Origin of the sequence: Paenibacillus sp. GCM10027629 (assembly GCF_042676425.1) — a bacterium.
GTDB lineage: Bacteria > Bacillota > Bacilli > Paenibacillales > Paenibacillaceae > Paenibacillus_K > Paenibacillus_K terrigena.
Genome location: NZ_JBHTGZ010000003.1, coordinates 64,535 through 79,549, shown reverse-complemented (window position 1 = coordinate 79,549; position 15,015 = coordinate 64,535). Strand labels below are relative to the sequence as shown.

The following is a 15,015-nucleotide window of genomic DNA, read 5'->3' as shown; positions in this document are numbered from 1 at the left end:
AATCATTTCCTCCCCTACATCCCCATTAAATCGCTCTGACGAACCTCGCCGTAATCTCCCACGGCGCTGTAATCGATGTCCCGACAACGACGCTGTGAGCACCGCGAACCGTAATCGCCTCGTGAGCATCGGATGGAAGCGCAAACCGCCCTTCACCGATGACCGGTACGTTGACCTGCTCGACGATACGAGTAATCAATTCGAAATCAGGTCCTTCTGTTTTATCTTGCTCCGTATAGGAGGTATAGCCCGCCATAGTCGTCGCGACGACATTTGCGCCGAGACGTTCAGCCCGCACAGCTTCTTCTACGTTTGAAATATCCGCCATGACAGGAAGTGCTAGACGGGCCTGAATCGCGTGAATCAATTGCTGCAGTTCAGCTTCATCTCCTCTCGCCTGAAAGGTAGCATCCAGCGCGATCATATCGGCGCCTGCCTCCGCCAATACGCGCGCGCTCTCGAAATCCGGCGTAATGATACGGACGCCGTACCGATCCGGTAGTTTATTAATGCCGATCACCGGCAGATCGACTGTCTTCTTAATCTCGCGAACATCGTCTGCGCCATTCGCGCGAATGCCGCCCGCGCCGCCGAGTAAAGCGCTCTCAGCCATCGCCCGCATCAGCCTCGGATCACCATAGAATGGTGTTCCAGGCCATGCCTGACAAGATACGATAATTTTATTTTTTATCGATGCGATCATGCGGCTACACTCCTCAATACAATTTGTCGAGAATGGAATCGGTCGTCTTCCACAATTTTTTGATCTCCAGGGATTGATCGGACATTTTCAACGTCAAACTGATGCTTAACAGTTCAATGACGTACAGCATCGATGCCTTACTCTTGAAACTCTCCACGATATTGCTCAGTCCGCGATTCATGCAGACGAGGCTGATATCCGAGACCTCCGTTATCGGCGCTTTCCCGTGTCCCGTGATGCCGATGGTCTTCGCCCCAGACTTGCGTGCCGCTTGCATGGCGGCCACGATATCCTTCGTGCTGCCCTGCTGCGAAATGCCGATCGCGACATCGCCCGAATCCAGATGCGCTGCCGCAATCATCTGCAGATGGACATCGACTTGCGCATCGACCATGAGGCCAAGCCCCAGCAATTTGATCTTCAGCAGCTGAGCCATCGGGCCCGATTCCCCAAGACCGAAAATATGTATCTTTCGCGCGCCCAGAATGGCCGCTACCGCTGATTCGAACACGGACTCCTCGATATGCATGGCTGCATCCAGGATGCTGTTCGCCGCATTATTCGCGAGCTGTCCGGGGAGGCTCTGCGCTTCTTGCTCCGGCATCGCTGGCTGTCTGCGCTCCAGCTCCTGGGCCAAGCGGATTTTGAGCTCTTGATATCCGCGCAAATCGATCGTCCGGCAGAATCTCGTCACGGTAGATTGCGCTACCTCCAGACCTTCGGCCACTTGGGTCACCGTGTTATAAATAATCGTCTCGGGCGAATTGAGAATCAAATCGGCAATCCGTTTCTCCGTGACGCTGAAGCTATCATAAGCATTCTGTATCATTGCAAATAAAGTGAGTCCTTCTCCTGTTCGATCCTGAACAGGCGGCAATGTATCGCTCATTGCTGCTATTCCTCCTTCGGTCTTATGTTGAGATCAGTATAGCATCCTCTGTAAAAGATTGGCAAGAATATTTTTTTCTATGATTATAAAAGAATAAATATTTTATTCACGATCTATTTTTTAGTCTTTTTTCAGTACTTGTTTTGAAATTCTGCACCGATTTTATAACAATCGTCGACCTCAACGAAAGTTAAATAAGCCGTCTCCAGTAAAGTACCGGGGACAGCTTAAGGAAGGCTTCGTCGTCAGCGTTCTTGATATCGCAACCCGCTGTATTGCTGAATCCTATTATAAGGACTTGTTCTTACAATCTAGTGACACGAGGCAGGACGGTTTGCCACTCAGGCCGCTTAAGGAACTCTCGCTTCACTTTCTACCAGTTGATTCATTCATGAACAAGAGCCTTATACGCTTCAAGGAAGGATTGAGGATCTTCAGTAATTGTATATGAATAAACACCTTGCAGCGTGTGCAAGTACAACATACCCCCATCCCCTCCCATGGATCGATAAGAAATATCGAATACCTCCTGAATTAGAAACTCTCGATGAGCTGTAACAACCTTCTCCTGGTATAAATAGATCCATCTGTCCTGCTTGTGAATCGTTTGTTCTAATCCGGAAATGTTCCTCTCCACCTTGTAATAGGACAATGCTGCGATCGAATTCATTATTTCCCTCCTTCACGTAAAAGCGCAAAATGCCCGAAAAACGACAAAAAGGAGCCTTGGTGATGAACTGCACCCCAATTGTTAGACACAGTCAACCAATTGGAGGTGTAGTTTTTTTGGCTAAATACTCAACTGAAGAGAAATTAGAAGCTGTCCTGGCTTATCTAGAAGGTAAAGCGTCGTATAAAACAATTGCTGAAGAACGTAATATGAGCACTGCGCCACTAAAAAGATGGGTATTACGTTATCAAAAACATGGAGAGGAAGGAATTACCTCTTCGTATACAAATCACGAGATTCAATTTAAAATAGATGTACTCAATTACATGAACGAATTTGGGGCATCCATCAATGAGACCGCCGCTCGATTTAATTTGTCTTCGGATTACACAGTACTTAAGTGGAAGAGACAATTCGAAACAGGTGGAATAGACGCCCTCATATCAAAGAAAAAGGGGCGCACATCCATGAAAGAAGATACAAAGAAATCAACTCCAGTTGAAGACTCAACCGAGGCTTTACAGGCGGAAGTAGAACGTTTACGAATGGAGAACGCCTACTTAAAAAAGTTGAATGCCTTAGTTCAAAGCAAGGAAAAGTTACAAAGCAAGACAAAGCGCAAGTAGTATTTGAACTAAGGCTAGAGTATCCCATTACTTCATTACTGCAGCTGGCTCAGATTCCACGTAGCACGTACTATTACTGGGTAAGTACAATGGATTGTCCAGACAAAGATACGGTCTTAAAATCCCGTATTTTAGCGGTCTATCATGAGCATAAAGGCCGTTATGGATACCGTCGTATTACAGACGAGCTACACCATGAAGGGCAATTAGTGAACCATAAAAAGGTGCAACGCATCATGCGTGAACTCGGCTTAAAATCCATCGTTCGCATGAAGAAATATCGCTCATATAAAGGAACAGTTGGTAAAATTGCTCCAAACATCCTAGATCGAAATTTCAACGCTACAAGACCAAATGAGAAGTGGGTTACAGATATTACAGAGTTCAAATTGTTCGGAGAGAAGCTATACTTGTCACCCATACTTGACTTGTTTAACGGGGAAATCATTACCTACACCGTTGATTCACGTCCACTCTATACGCTTGTCTCTGACATGTTGGATCAAGCCTTGAAACGTAAGACAAACGATGACATCTTATTGATTCATTCTGATCAGGGTTGGCATTACCAAATGCCCCAATATCAGCAGTCATTGAAGGAACAAGGCATAACATAAAGCATGTCACGTAAGGGGAACTGTTACGACAATGCCGTTATGGAGAATTTCTTTGGGATCCTAAAATCCGAGTTTCTTTATACAGAAGAATTTGATAGCATTGAACAATTCAAAGTAGAACTTGATCAATATATCCACTATTACAACCACAAACGAATAAAGGCAAAACTAAAACGCATGAGCCCGGTACAGTACCGAACTCATGCGTTAGAGGTGGCCTAACTATATACTGTCTAACTTTTGGGGGTCACTTCATGACAGGCTCCTCCGATTAGCTTATACATTAAATATTATATAATCGTTATCCGCATTTCACAAATGAACTGCATTTGAATATCGGACTATACCTACAATCTTTCAATCAACCAATAAAATGCCAGAACGAATATAAGGCAAGACGTTGTGATCATCATTTTACGATACCATGGGAACTTTCGCAGCCATAACAAGAGAGGAAGTAATAGGCATAGGATCATAATCTGGCCCGCTTCCACACCTAAATTAAACATCAAGAGTGAGCCAATCAGATTTTCCTTTGGAAGCCCCGTTTCGGCCAAAGCTCCGGCGAAGCCCATGCCGTGAATCAGGCCAAATAAGGCTGTTAATATCCACCGCCATTTCACCTTTTGCACAAATATATTTTCCACTGCCACATAACAGATCGTCACCGCAATCAACGCTTCGACCCAAGACGGGATGACGTGCATACGGCCCGACGCCACCAAGAATAGTGTAATGCTGTGGGCGATTGTAAAAGCAGTAACAATTTTCAGAGCATCCTTGAAACGGGTTGCAATTAATACTAAGGATAACAAAAATACCAAATGATCATAGCCGGTTAATATATGTTCGATGCCAAGTACAAAGTATTTCCATAAGACGGAGCCAGTCTCAGACGGAGCATTCTCGGCCTCAGGTAAGGTGATCTGAATATCTTTTCTATTGATATCAAGAATATCCTGATAGAAATAATTCGTTGAATGAACCGAGAGTCCACTCGTATGAACCGGCGCATCTGCAAACACCAGATTGTAATGAATATTAAATTGTTCGATCGCCTCATCGGCGGTTAACTTTAATTGAAACACTACGCCTCTTGTAGAACCCTTTGTTGTCACGTCCATCGAAAGCATTTCCATCGTCAAAGGTTTCGAATCCACTTCGATTTGAAGATCTTTCTGTAAAAACGATTGGATTCCTTCCTTTTCCGATAGCAGTTCCTCGTTCTCCAAATTACCATCCTTGTTGGTATCAAATTGAACAAGCAAGTCTCTTTGATCAAGAAATAGTTCATAGTTCATCTCGTTCCCTTTAACGGCGATCGCCGAGTAACCCATGCTTGCGGAATGCGCATATGAAGTAGTGGAAGTCCCCAACAATAATGCGATGATTATGAAGGATAGGAAAGTTCGTAAGTTCATCTGATGGACCCCTTTTCATACCATTTCTACCATTATTGGTTCAAGCCTTCCAAAAGTGTTTTTACTTGAGGGTGAAGGTTCAAAGCATTCAGAATAATCGTCAGCGCCTCTGCACGTGTGGAGCTTCCTTGCGGATCAAATACCCCATTGCCCTTGCCGTTGATGATGCCCGCTGCCGCAGCATCCTTGATTAGATTTGCCGCATACGAGCTTGCGCTTGCCATATCCGTAAAGTTACCTTTTGAAGCATCTTTGTCCACGTTACTTAAATCCACAATACGGGACAGAATAATGACCATTTCTTCGCGGCTGATCGTTTTGTCCGGCTTGAAGGTTCCGTCTCCGTATCCGGTAATAACTCCTGCGCTCGCGAGTTTCTCAATCGCGTCTTTAGCCCAATGTCTGTCAATGTCATTCAGAACACCCGCATGTTGATCGCCGCCGATGATATCGAATGTGCGAGAGATGATCGCTGCAAACTCGGCGCGCGTGATTTTACCGTTCGGATGGAACGTTCCATCCTTATACCCAGCGACAACGTGCAGTTTCACGAACGTACTAACGGTCTTCTCGGCCCAGTGTCCTTTGATGTCAGCCAGTTCAATCTTAACATTCGATTTCTTGGCTTCCTCTATCTTGGACTCGATATCATGAATTAAGTTTTTTCCATTAACAATTTTGCTGTTGAATACATCATCCGCTTTAGTACCGTTATTTCCATTATTTCCGTTATTTCCGTTATTTCCGTTATTTCCGTTATTTCCGTTATTTCCGTTATTTCCGTTATTTCCGTTATTTCCTCCGTTACCACCATTCGATGCTTTTACATCAACCGATAACTTGCTGTTGCCTGAAACAACAGTAGACACTAACTGCGAATCCAACAGTTTCACGCTGTCCAGGACAATGTCGGCCGCTCCCTGACTAGCCGCATGAAATGTTAGTGTAGCTAGGGTTACATTCCCGTTCTGACCTGGTTTATTGCCTATTTGCGTATGCGCGATTTGAATCTTATTCCCTTTCACAATAGGATCTACAGAAAAGCCGTTACTTTCGCTAACTCCTTTCACAAACACCAAGCGGCTAGTATCATAGGTTAAATTGACTTCATATGCATACATGTCGCTTAATTGTTTTCCATTCACCGTAACTTGGAAATCCTCCCCTTCAGATACTTTTCCTTTCGATACGGAAAGGACGAAAGACGGGTCGGCTTTTGCATATACAGCGAGTGTGGGAAGAAAGAGCACCGTCAAAAGCAATGTCAGACTGACTGAGAATAGTTTTTTTATCATCGAAGACCGCCCTTTCGGAAAATACTTCTGAACATTCAGAGGGAGAGGAACAATGGGAGGATACTATTAAATATCCCCCTCATTGTATTTCCAACCCATCCTGAATTTCACTGATGTGATCAAGCAAACAAGGTACGGCGTTGTTTTATTGCAAGATCGCTTTGGCTATGATCGCAAGGTCTACAATATCAATAGTGCCGTCATGATTTACATCCGCTTTCTCATTCCAGCCTGTTTGACCTTGTTGTTTGCCGTAAACCCCTGCAACGATAGCCAAGTCTCCAATAGAAATTCTTCCATCTCCATTAACATCTGCAGTTATTTTCTTGGTATCAAACAATTGAATTGCCGCTTCCAATGCAGCTTTCGCACTATCCACCTGCTGCTGAGTGGCATTCGGATCATTTGCTGTCGCACCTGCCGCAGCAATTGCCGACTGCAATTGTGCTTTGGAGCCAATCGCGTATAGACCGTCTCCATTGCCTTCCACTGCAGCATTGTACTTGGCCTGAGCGCTTGTGATCAACGCATTCAAGAACGACTTATCTACAAGTTTACTTATTTGTATCTCGTGGGAGGCACCACCGACCTTCAGCTCATCACCCTGTCCATTTGCAATTACGACATTATCTAGAGAAATTGTCGTCTTATCGGTAGCTTGAGTTCCCGTTTTGGCCGTAAATTTGAATGCGAGCATATCGCCTTGGGCAAGTACGCTCGTGCCCACGCTAGCAACCGCAATCCGGACTTGTCCAGGTACCGACTCCTTATGATCGATGACTTGAAATCCATCTTTTAGCGATGTAACCGAGTCGAACTTCAAATTCTGCGGATCATAGTGAAGAGTCAAATCCATACCATACACTTGCTGGTATACACTTTGCGTAACGCCAGTCATTCCCATCGTTACATCGAATGTTTGGCCAGGAGCCACCTGCTGCAAACCTGTCAATGTAGACTGAGGCATTGTTGTCGCCGGCAGCACAGTCACGCTGATGCTTGTTGTCAATGTTACGTTGTTCGGATTTGTCACACCTGCTGGCAAGGTTACCGTTCCATTTACCTTGAAGGTCTGTTCTATCTTTAGAGATGGATCATAGTTTGCAGCATCTACATTCCACGTCACTTTGGCATTCTTACTTCCTCCATCGGTAACCAGTTCCACGGTGGAAGGCAAGCCAAGGGCTGCTGCCGTCTTTTCTGTTCCGTTAACCAATCCTTGGATGGCTGCGGGCTCTGTTATGCTCTTTAACGCCACAGGTTGAACGACTTCGAATGTCTTGCGATCTACTATCGTATAACCGTCATTGAGCATAAAGAGTGCATCATAAGTGCCAGGGGCCAGTCCATTGTTTAAGCTAACTCTTCCGTTTCCAGACTTTAGATAACTCCATGTAATAGATACACCGGCACCTGGAGGAACAGCTCCAGTTTTGTAGATGCCGACCCAATCCTTCCCGTTTGACGCTGCCCCATAATAGGATAGGGTAATAGCTTCCCCTTTATTGTACTGGGATTTGTCTAGGGATAGAGATCTTTCTCCAGCTGCAAGAACAGTTACATCAATGCTTGCTGTCAATGGTATGCTGTTCGGGTTATCAACTCCGGAAGGCAGGGTTACGGTCCCTGGCACCGAGAAGGTCTGTGTCGTCTTGATAGCCGGATCGTAGCTAACACCGCTTAAATCCCAATCCACACTTGTATCCACATTTCCTCCATCGGTTACAAGAGTTACTTTGGCGGGCAATCCAAGAGCTGCCGCTGTCTTGTCCGAACCGTTGCTCGCAGATACCGCTGCAGGCGCAGTAATACTATTTAATTTCGCACCCTCAGTTGTAATGTCAATTTCCTGGTACGAACGGTTATACATGGAATCATCGGCGAATACCCTGAGTAAATATGGCGTTTTCGGCATTAAACCTGTAATCTTGTATTGCCTGTATTCGTCGTATGGCTTGTCCATTGGATACGAAAGGCTGTTGAACGACTTGTCCACTTCCCCAGTGAGCTTGTTGGTAAGCTGAACATTATATTCAAAATTTCGCACATTGTCATTTGCCTGCTTTATTGTAAAAGTAACTTCGCCGCTTTTTAAGGAATCGACCTTAATTCCCTCATCAAACTGCGGAGGTATGAGGTCTTTTGTATCGCTCCTGCTATACGTAAAGGCATCTTTGCCTTCGCCAACGTTTATTACACGAGGTGTGCCTACATATTCATCTGTAGCTAAATTGTACTGTTTGAGAATAATTTTCGAACCGTATACTTCCAGGAAATTTACGATTTTAGGTGTGGTTTTATAACTGCCATACGCACCTTCTATATATCCGCCGTACGGACCGTCATCTTGATAACTGGAATATGACACCGCACCGGAATCGAGAAACGTAGCCGCACCTTGATAAAGAGAACGTTCGTCGGTCGGATCGTATTGCGTATGACCTGACATATAGAACACCTGCGAAAAATTATTGTCGGCAATAAACTTGCCGAAACTATTACTTGCACCACTGCTCCAAGCCGATCCCCACACGGTTCCGCTAATAGGGTAGTGAGACATTGCAAATATCGGTTTTTTTGGATCATAATCTGGTTCACTTTTAATTTCGTTGAGGAAATTTGTAGCTTTTCCCACTGTGTTATTGCTGTTAATATTTCCGTCAAAACCAATCAAATTATATCCTTTTATCTTTACTCTATAAGCACTGTTGTAAAAATCGTTATCGTACGACTGCTTTGATTCGTTCCACGCGCCCGCCGAACCGACAGGTATTAATGTTTCGGAGCCGTTCATATCATGGTTGCCTTTTACCATATATAACTTCGTATGGTCAAATAAGCCCTCACTTTTAAGTTTATTGACAACATCCGTCATCAAACCCATCCACACATACTCATTGGCATTGTTACCGCCAGTAATGTCGCCAGGCATCAACATGACGTCGGACTGAGGGAATGTACTCAAGGATTTTCTAATCTCTTTTTCTATGTTCTCTTTTGAACCGGGATGACCATTGATTTCCGGGTCGCTGTGCACAGTTATATTTAAATCGGCAGGAGTTGATGTTTTATTGCTTTTTTGATAAATGAATATGGCATTGTTTAGTTCACGGACGTAATAATTGATCGTTTCCTGGGTATAAAATTTTACTTTTTGCGTTGTTGCAACCGTATTGGCATCATCTAAAACCTTTTTCAAATAATCAAAATCGGTTTGGCTGAAGCCGTTATCGAGACCGCCTGCTACGGTTGTATTTGCTTCTGATATGGCGTCGTTAAGTGCGTTCATATCTACTTCATGTCCAGCGTAGCTATTATAATTCGCTTGAATTGCATCGTTGCTAATTACGCCTTTCGAAATCATCAGATCAGCGATATCGAATGCATTACCGCCTTTGTTGCCCAATCCATCGCCACCGATATTCAAGGGGTTCGATGTATCTAAAGCTCCGTGTCTCAGCGTAGTATCAGCCATTTTGTAGGCATCGATATAAAGCGAGGCAAGCATTTTATCTCTGTCTACAACAAATGTCACGTAGCGCCAATCGGAAGCATTAAACGTGTTGCGACCAAAGGAAATGTCCTTTACTTTGGCGGTCGGGAATCCGAGATTCATGTTGACCGAATTGGCTTTGGTGTAAATCGCCCAGCCTGCGTTAGAGCCGTTGCTGAAATCCTTGTTTGATAAGATCACCTGATTATCTTTCGTGTCGCCCTTATACCAGAAGGATACGGTGAAGCTCTCTTCACCGAATGTCAAGCTTTGAGGCGTACTGATATAATTGTCGTTGCCGCTGTCCAAGTGCAGCGCTTTAGTTCCTGGTAATACACCTTCTACAAAACTATAATTCCCTTTTGCTATCAAATCTTGCTGAGTTACATCGTCCTTTAAATTATTGTCGAATTTAATCGATGCAATAAGGGGGTTGGCATTTGCAGTATCGGTTGCTGCGTATGCGCCGGTCGAGAACATCGTGAATATCATCGTTAGTACGAGCGTAAACGATAAAGTTCTTTTCACTAGAGAAAACCTCCATACTTTAAGTTTTTTAAGAGTCTGTTCAAAAATCTCGTAAAAATGAGTAAAAAAACAAAACGCACCGTAGGGAAAAATGGTAAAGACCCATTTGGGCGAACGTTAACGGGCTACAAGCACAAACGTTGTTCTTACCCGGATCAGAGCAAGTGCGCTTGTGAGAAGACGTATTCCGATCCGGATGCGACAGGGCGTTTCAATCCTTAAGCACCACCTCCCAAAAATTCTCTGTGTTTAATACTTGTTGGGATGTCGAGCCCTGGCTCAAACAGCGATTTTCGCGTTTGTAATTTCGATGACTCACGTTCAAGATATTTTTTATATTTATTATTTTCCACATGATAAAATCTCTTATTTCATGTTTGTACAAAAATAACTGTACAATGAACACGCGATCAATAGGTTAATTACATGTAAAATCTGAATTTATTTATTGTAAACATGAGGCTGCAATCCGCCATATCAAAAAAAAGGATGAGATCGACGAAGTGGTCAAGCTCATCCATGCAAACTATCCGAATAAAAACTGTATCCACCCCATCCTACTCTCACCCTTCATCTGTAGATCCCTCTAAGTGAAGTTCAGCGTACGAAGAGATTAGTACATTCGCGTCATTGAGCCAGCATTCGTTAGATTGTGACGCATACTTAATCATTAATCCAATAGTGACTGCAGCTCCTGCGGATTTCCCCATCTGCATATCGCTGTTGGTATCCCCAATCAAGGCCACCTGATTCGGTGCTAAGCCAAGCTCTAGGCAAGCCTTATTTAACATTTCTGGAAAAGGCTTTCCCTGTTTCACCAGATCGTTCCCGATAATAACTTTAAAAAACTGGCGAATGCCCAACCACTCCAAATGTTTTTCCGCTTCCGCTGTCTCATCAGCCGTTACAATGCCCATTGGCATTCCTTGATCATGGCATTGCTTCAAAAAGTCTATAACTCCCGGCAGCGGATAGGCCGGACGAACCTGTTCCATTTCTTCATCTGCCAGACGCTTACTTTCCCTTGCAAACTGCATGGATTCACTCCAAGGGAGTCCTAGCCGATAGCCTTGCCATGCTAATATAGCGAGCATATCGCCAATCGATCCCATGGCCAATGGACCGTTTCTACTATAATCAGTGATATGCCCAGCGGCGTTATGAACCGTTCCCCACAAATCCGAGATGGGATTGATGACCCCATCCGTTGCAACAGCCAAGACTTTACTTGAATAATTCCGGTATAACGACTCGCTCCAACATCCCCAAAGACTTATAAAGTCGAGAAGTGTGCCATCCTTATCAAATAAAATCCCCTTCACAGAATAGCTTCTCTTATTAATCATCAATTTCGGCATACCAATCGCTCCTGAGGTCTCATATAATAAAAACAATTTAGTAGTTAATCGATGTTACCAGAAATCATATTAATCCCATCTATGATTCAAAATTAATTGAATTTTTATTTATAAATCCTCAAAATCCTTAAAATCTTTAATACGTTCAATTTATATTGTACTTAAGAATTTCCTACTTTGTGTCAAACGATTATTAACTGAGCGTTAAGATTACGTAAATGGTCAATTCAATTTCCCTTCCTCACGAAACCGCTGATATAATAAAAGCGAAATCTATTGAATCTGTCATTTATGCAGAAATAAGGAAGTGAAAAGTCTATTGTCTCAAGACAGGGAAAACTACATAACTGAACAAAGATTGCATATCAGACAAAAAGTAATTGACGCTATTGCGGAAACGATGGATTTATACGGTGCCACTCCTTCATCCGGTCAATTGTACGGAATAATGTTCTTTGAAAATAGCCCGATGACTCTTGATGAGATGAAGGTACGAATGAATATGAGTAAAAGCAACATGAGCTATGCAGTTAGATCGTTGGTAGAATCTCAAATGGTCAAAAAGTTAGAAGAAAAACAGGATCGAAAAGAACTGTATCTCGCGGAGGTCGATTTTTTTCTTGCGTTTCAAAACTTCTTCACGCTCAAGCTCCAGCGTGAAATAAATGTAATGACAGAAGCTATTAGTAAAGCTCTTCTTGAATTAACAGAAATTATTATTGATGAACATATTACAGACCAGGAGCGTAATCTTGCGTTGCAAGATTTATATAAACTCCGACATGGACAAACCTATTACGAATGGCTCCAGAAGTTTGTCGATGCCCTGAAACGAGGAGAATATTTTAAAGATTTTTCTTGAGTCTGTAAATAAAAAGAAGAAGACTCCATTAATAATCAAGAGTCTTCTTCTTATTGGGGAAACATGTATAAGTTCTTAAATTCCTACTTCTTCCCGTTCACCCCAAGTCGTCACTCTGACGCTGACTAGAGGCTTCGGATCACCTTCGAACTTGCAGCTGAACGATAGCGGTTGTCCACCAGTCCGTAAGATTGGTGCTTCGGCAGAAGCCTGTACGGTTTTTAGTAGATTCCAGTTTTGATCGTAAATTTTACCGATGCTGCCGCTCTCACATACGAGATATTGGTTCGCGAAGACTTCCGTATCAAACGTCATATATACACCATTCGTATAGAACGTAGGTCGTTTTATTGAAGCGTCGTCGTTACCATACGAAGGAATGACGCGCAGTGTAAACTTCAGGGGTTGATCCGCATATCGGTTAAAATACGTCCAATCTGCACCCCCTGGTTGCCCTGGTTGCAGCTCAGCTGGATTGCATACGAGTGGTTTAGAAATATTGACTGGATATAAGTTCCACTTGTCTTCACCAGCTGATTCCAAATGCCAGTCGCCTTTCGGTTCCTTCAGCCGTTCCCGCTGTTCTGGTGTGAAGGCGCCGACTTGTCTCGCTCTCTCCCACTCGCGTACGGTCGTAAATATCGACTCGATGTTTCCATTACGCTTAAGTACTTGCATATCGGCAACTAGAGCAAAGCCAGCATTAAATCCTGCTGCTTTGGATAATACCCATTCGATTTCGTCCGGTGACGTCGCTTCGAACTGATCAGAAGCAGAACGAACAAGAAACCAGCCAAGCATAGGCGGAATGAAGTTCCTGGTGAAATATCGTTGGTTACTAAGTCTCCATTCAAGCTGCCCTTCACGTGTTGCAGCCCCCCAAGGCTCACCCCAATTAAACCGTGTGAATACATGCCATAGATAGTTTGGAACAACTATACTAGCATCATTAATGACTTCTTCGCCCCAGCCGTCATAACACATTTTCACAAAACGATTAACGCCGTAGTCGTCATGCCCTGTTGCATAGCAGCCTTCTAGACCATCGAATGATATTTGCTTCAAACCCGTTTTCGTGAACAAATCGTTAATACGTGCGCAATATTCGTCTTGCAGCTCGATGTTCGGGAAGAATACATCGTACGGGTGATCCCATAGCCGACCTATGGTCGTTCCCGCTTCATGCACTGCAATGGTTGTTCCATTTGTACCACGCTTAACGCCGGTCAGTTTCCAAGGCGCGCAATCTGTCACAGCATGATATTCAATTTGCTCACTTCCGAGTTGTGCCGTCTGTCGGAACAACTTCACCTGAAACGGTGCCGGGTCGTCGACCTCAATCCAATCTGCATCGAAGTCCAAGGCTGCAACTAACCGCGACGTGCCCGCCAATTGCAATCTTTCGTCCGGCGTTGGCGTTACATACGCATCATTTAGCGTCGTAAAGTTAGTCAGTGTATGAATGCCGACATGAACGCCCTCGCTTTTAGCAAAAGCGACAGCTGACTTTAATCCTTCATCCCCATTCGGGAAGCTCTTCGGTTTTAACGTGAAATGTCCCCAAGTGCTGAACGGATCGGGATGATATACGTATTTTAGACCGGCCATTTTGGTATAACGTACCGCTTCGGATATCGTGGCTTCGGAGAAATCCGTAATCAAATAGGATTGGTTCGCCGCAGGAGATACTTTTCCCCATTTTCCTTCGATCATCGGATGAGGCAACCCTTCTCCTAGCTCGATCGCTTCAATTGTCTCAAGCACTTGCCGAATTTCACAGCCGAACAAGGCAATGCGTGATCCAACGATATTAGAATCTTCCCCGCGAATGGGCGCGACATCAACGAGTGGTAAGTTCCATGCCGGACGACGCGCGCTTTTCGACCGATTTCTAGCATAGGCCTGCAGCATGCTTCCATCTCTCGTCGGCCACGCTGCGCAGACATGATATTCGAACTTATTGTCGGATACTTGATGGGTGTCAGGATCAGGTTTTTCGTTCCGATTATCAGAATAACTTTGCTGCACACCTTCCAATCGATCGAGCTCGACGGGCCAGCCTCCAACTGTCTTGATGTTTAAGGACTGAAGACCAATCGCGAACTGTCCGTTATGCACGACGCCAACCGATTCACCGATCGAATCGGTAATGGTTGTAAAGTAAGGGCCCCATAGGATCGCATCCACCTCGACGCCTGTAATACGTTGAATTTCAAACGTCGCATACTGCGATTTTTCTTTCACCAACACATCGACTATAGTACCACTTTCGGTAAATTCGAAAGTTAATAGATTCTCATTGTACGATACCTTCGAAGGCTCCTCTATTCGACCTTCGATGACAGTACGAATAAGCGCTGCAGTGTATGTCGATGATGCATAATGATGATTGCTGCAATCATTCATACCCGTGATTTGACCTTTTTCGTTCAAGTGTATCCCCAAGGCTCCAGCATTTATGGTATACATCGTTTTCTTATCTCCTTGTCTCAGTAAATTCAAACATCCTTTCCAATTCAATCCAATTGGGAAGGATGTTCGATCAAATGATAT

General features: G+C 44.1%; 10 protein-coding genes and 1 pseudogene. 3 read left to right on the top strand and 8 right to left on the bottom strand.

The genetic code is table 11. The features are described 5' to 3' along the window. Positions 1-25 precede the first annotated feature (25 nt). The 3 genes from ACFQZR_RS01345 to ACFQZR_RS01335 all read right to left on the bottom strand — a co-directional run bounded on the left by ACFQZR_RS01345 (position 26) and on the right by ACFQZR_RS01335 (position 2,262). On the bottom strand, positions 26-703 hold the full coding sequence (locus ACFQZR_RS01345; RefSeq protein ID WP_379342135.1) for an N-acetylmannosamine-6-phosphate 2-epimerase: 678 nt from the start codon (positions 701-703) through the stop codon (positions 26-28). Positions 704-716: 13 nt separating this feature from the next. Continuing rightward, positions 717-1,592 carry a MurR/RpiR family transcriptional regulator gene (locus ACFQZR_RS01340; protein ID WP_379342133.1) on the bottom strand — a complete coding sequence of 292 codons (876 nt, stop codon included), beginning with the start codon at positions 1,590-1,592 and terminating at the stop codon, positions 717-719. Between the two features lie 385 nt (positions 1,593-1,977). Then, positions 1,978-2,262: a hypothetical protein gene (locus ACFQZR_RS01335; protein ID WP_379342131.1), complete on the bottom strand. Its 285-nt coding sequence runs from the start codon at positions 2,260-2,262 to the stop codon at positions 1,978-1,980. A 116-nt stretch (positions 2,263-2,378) separates the two neighbouring features. On the opposite strand from ACFQZR_RS01335, the pseudogene ACFQZR_RS01330 reads away from it, so the two are divergent. Beyond that, a pseudogene (locus ACFQZR_RS01330) lies at positions 2,379-3,727 on the top strand (IS3 family transposase). Positions 3,728-3,852: 125 nt separating this feature from the next. Here the strand turns inward: ACFQZR_RS01330 and ACFQZR_RS01325 are convergent. From ACFQZR_RS01325 to ACFQZR_RS01315, 3 genes are all read right to left on the bottom strand, one after another. Continuing rightward, entirely contained in the window at positions 3,853-4,926 is a 1,074-nt protein-coding gene (locus tag ACFQZR_RS01325; protein ID WP_379342129.1) for a HupE/UreJ family protein, read from the bottom strand. A 32-nt stretch (positions 4,927-4,958) separates the two neighbouring features. Then, a complete protein-coding gene (locus tag ACFQZR_RS01320; RefSeq protein ID WP_379342127.1) occupies positions 4,959-6,221 on the bottom strand; it encodes an S-layer homology domain-containing protein in 1,263 nt (420 codons plus the stop codon). Positions 6,222-6,366: 145 nt separating this feature from the next. Further along, positions 6,367-10,242, bottom strand: coding sequence for a LamG-like jellyroll fold domain-containing protein (locus ACFQZR_RS01315; protein WP_379342125.1), 3,876 nt, complete (start codon positions 10,240-10,242; stop codon positions 6,367-6,369). A gap of 57 nt (positions 10,243-10,299) precedes the next feature. On the opposite strand from ACFQZR_RS01315, the gene ACFQZR_RS01310 reads away from it, so the two are divergent. Next, on the top strand, positions 10,300-10,464 hold the full coding sequence (locus tag ACFQZR_RS01310) for a hypothetical protein (RefSeq protein WP_379342123.1): 165 nt from the start codon (positions 10,300-10,302) through the stop codon (positions 10,462-10,464). Between the two features lie 341 nt (positions 10,465-10,805). Here the strand turns inward: ACFQZR_RS01310 and ACFQZR_RS01305 are convergent, their stop codons facing one another. Further along, positions 10,806-11,600, bottom strand: a complete 795-nt coding sequence (locus tag ACFQZR_RS01305; protein WP_379342121.1) for an HAD family hydrolase — start codon at positions 11,598-11,600, stop codon at positions 10,806-10,808. 319 nt (positions 11,601-11,919) lie between these two features. Here ACFQZR_RS01305 and ACFQZR_RS01300 point away from each other — a divergent pair, with 319 nt between their 5' ends. Then, positions 11,920-12,462 carry a GbsR/MarR family transcriptional regulator gene (locus tag ACFQZR_RS01300; RefSeq protein WP_379343740.1) on the top strand — a complete coding sequence of 181 codons (543 nt, stop codon included), beginning with the start codon at positions 11,920-11,922 and terminating at the stop codon, positions 12,460-12,462. A gap of 75 nt (positions 12,463-12,537) precedes the next feature. Here ACFQZR_RS01300 and ACFQZR_RS01295 read toward each other — a convergent pair whose 3' ends face one another. Further along, positions 12,538-14,931 carry a hypothetical protein gene (locus ACFQZR_RS01295; RefSeq protein ID WP_379342119.1) on the bottom strand — a complete coding sequence of 798 codons (2,394 nt, stop codon included), beginning with the start codon at positions 14,929-14,931 and terminating at the stop codon, positions 12,538-12,540. Positions 14,932-15,015 lie beyond the last annotated feature (84 nt).

Excerpts from the sequence above, each read along its gene's own strand:
- ACFQZR_RS01345 (WP_379342135.1), bottom strand. The coding sequence starts at position 703 with ATGATCGCATCGATAAAAAATAAAATTATCGTATCTTGTCAGGCATGG.
- ACFQZR_RS01340 (WP_379342133.1), bottom strand. The coding sequence starts at position 1,592 with ATGAGCGATACATTGCCGCCTGTTCAGGATCGAACAGGAGAAGGACTC.
- ACFQZR_RS01335 (WP_379342131.1), bottom strand. The coding sequence starts at position 2,262 with ATGAATTCGATCGCAGCATTGTCCTATTACAAGGTGGAGAGGAACATT.
- ACFQZR_RS01325 (WP_379342129.1), bottom strand. The coding sequence starts at position 4,926 with ATGAACTTACGAACTTTCCTATCCTTCATAATCATCGCATTATTGTTG.
- ACFQZR_RS01320 (WP_379342127.1), bottom strand. The coding sequence starts at position 6,221 with ATGATAAAAAAACTATTCTCAGTCAGTCTGACATTGCTTTTGACGGTG.
- ACFQZR_RS01310 (WP_379342123.1), top strand. The coding sequence starts at position 10,300 with ATGAGTAAAAAAACAAAACGCACCGTAGGGAAAAATGGTAAAGACCCA.
- ACFQZR_RS01305 (WP_379342121.1), bottom strand. The coding sequence starts at position 11,600 with ATGCCGAAATTGATGATTAATAAGAGAAGCTATTCTGTGAAGGGGATT.
- ACFQZR_RS01295 (WP_379342119.1), bottom strand. The coding sequence starts at position 14,931 with ATGTATACCATAAATGCTGGAGCCTTGGGGATACACTTGAACGAAAAA.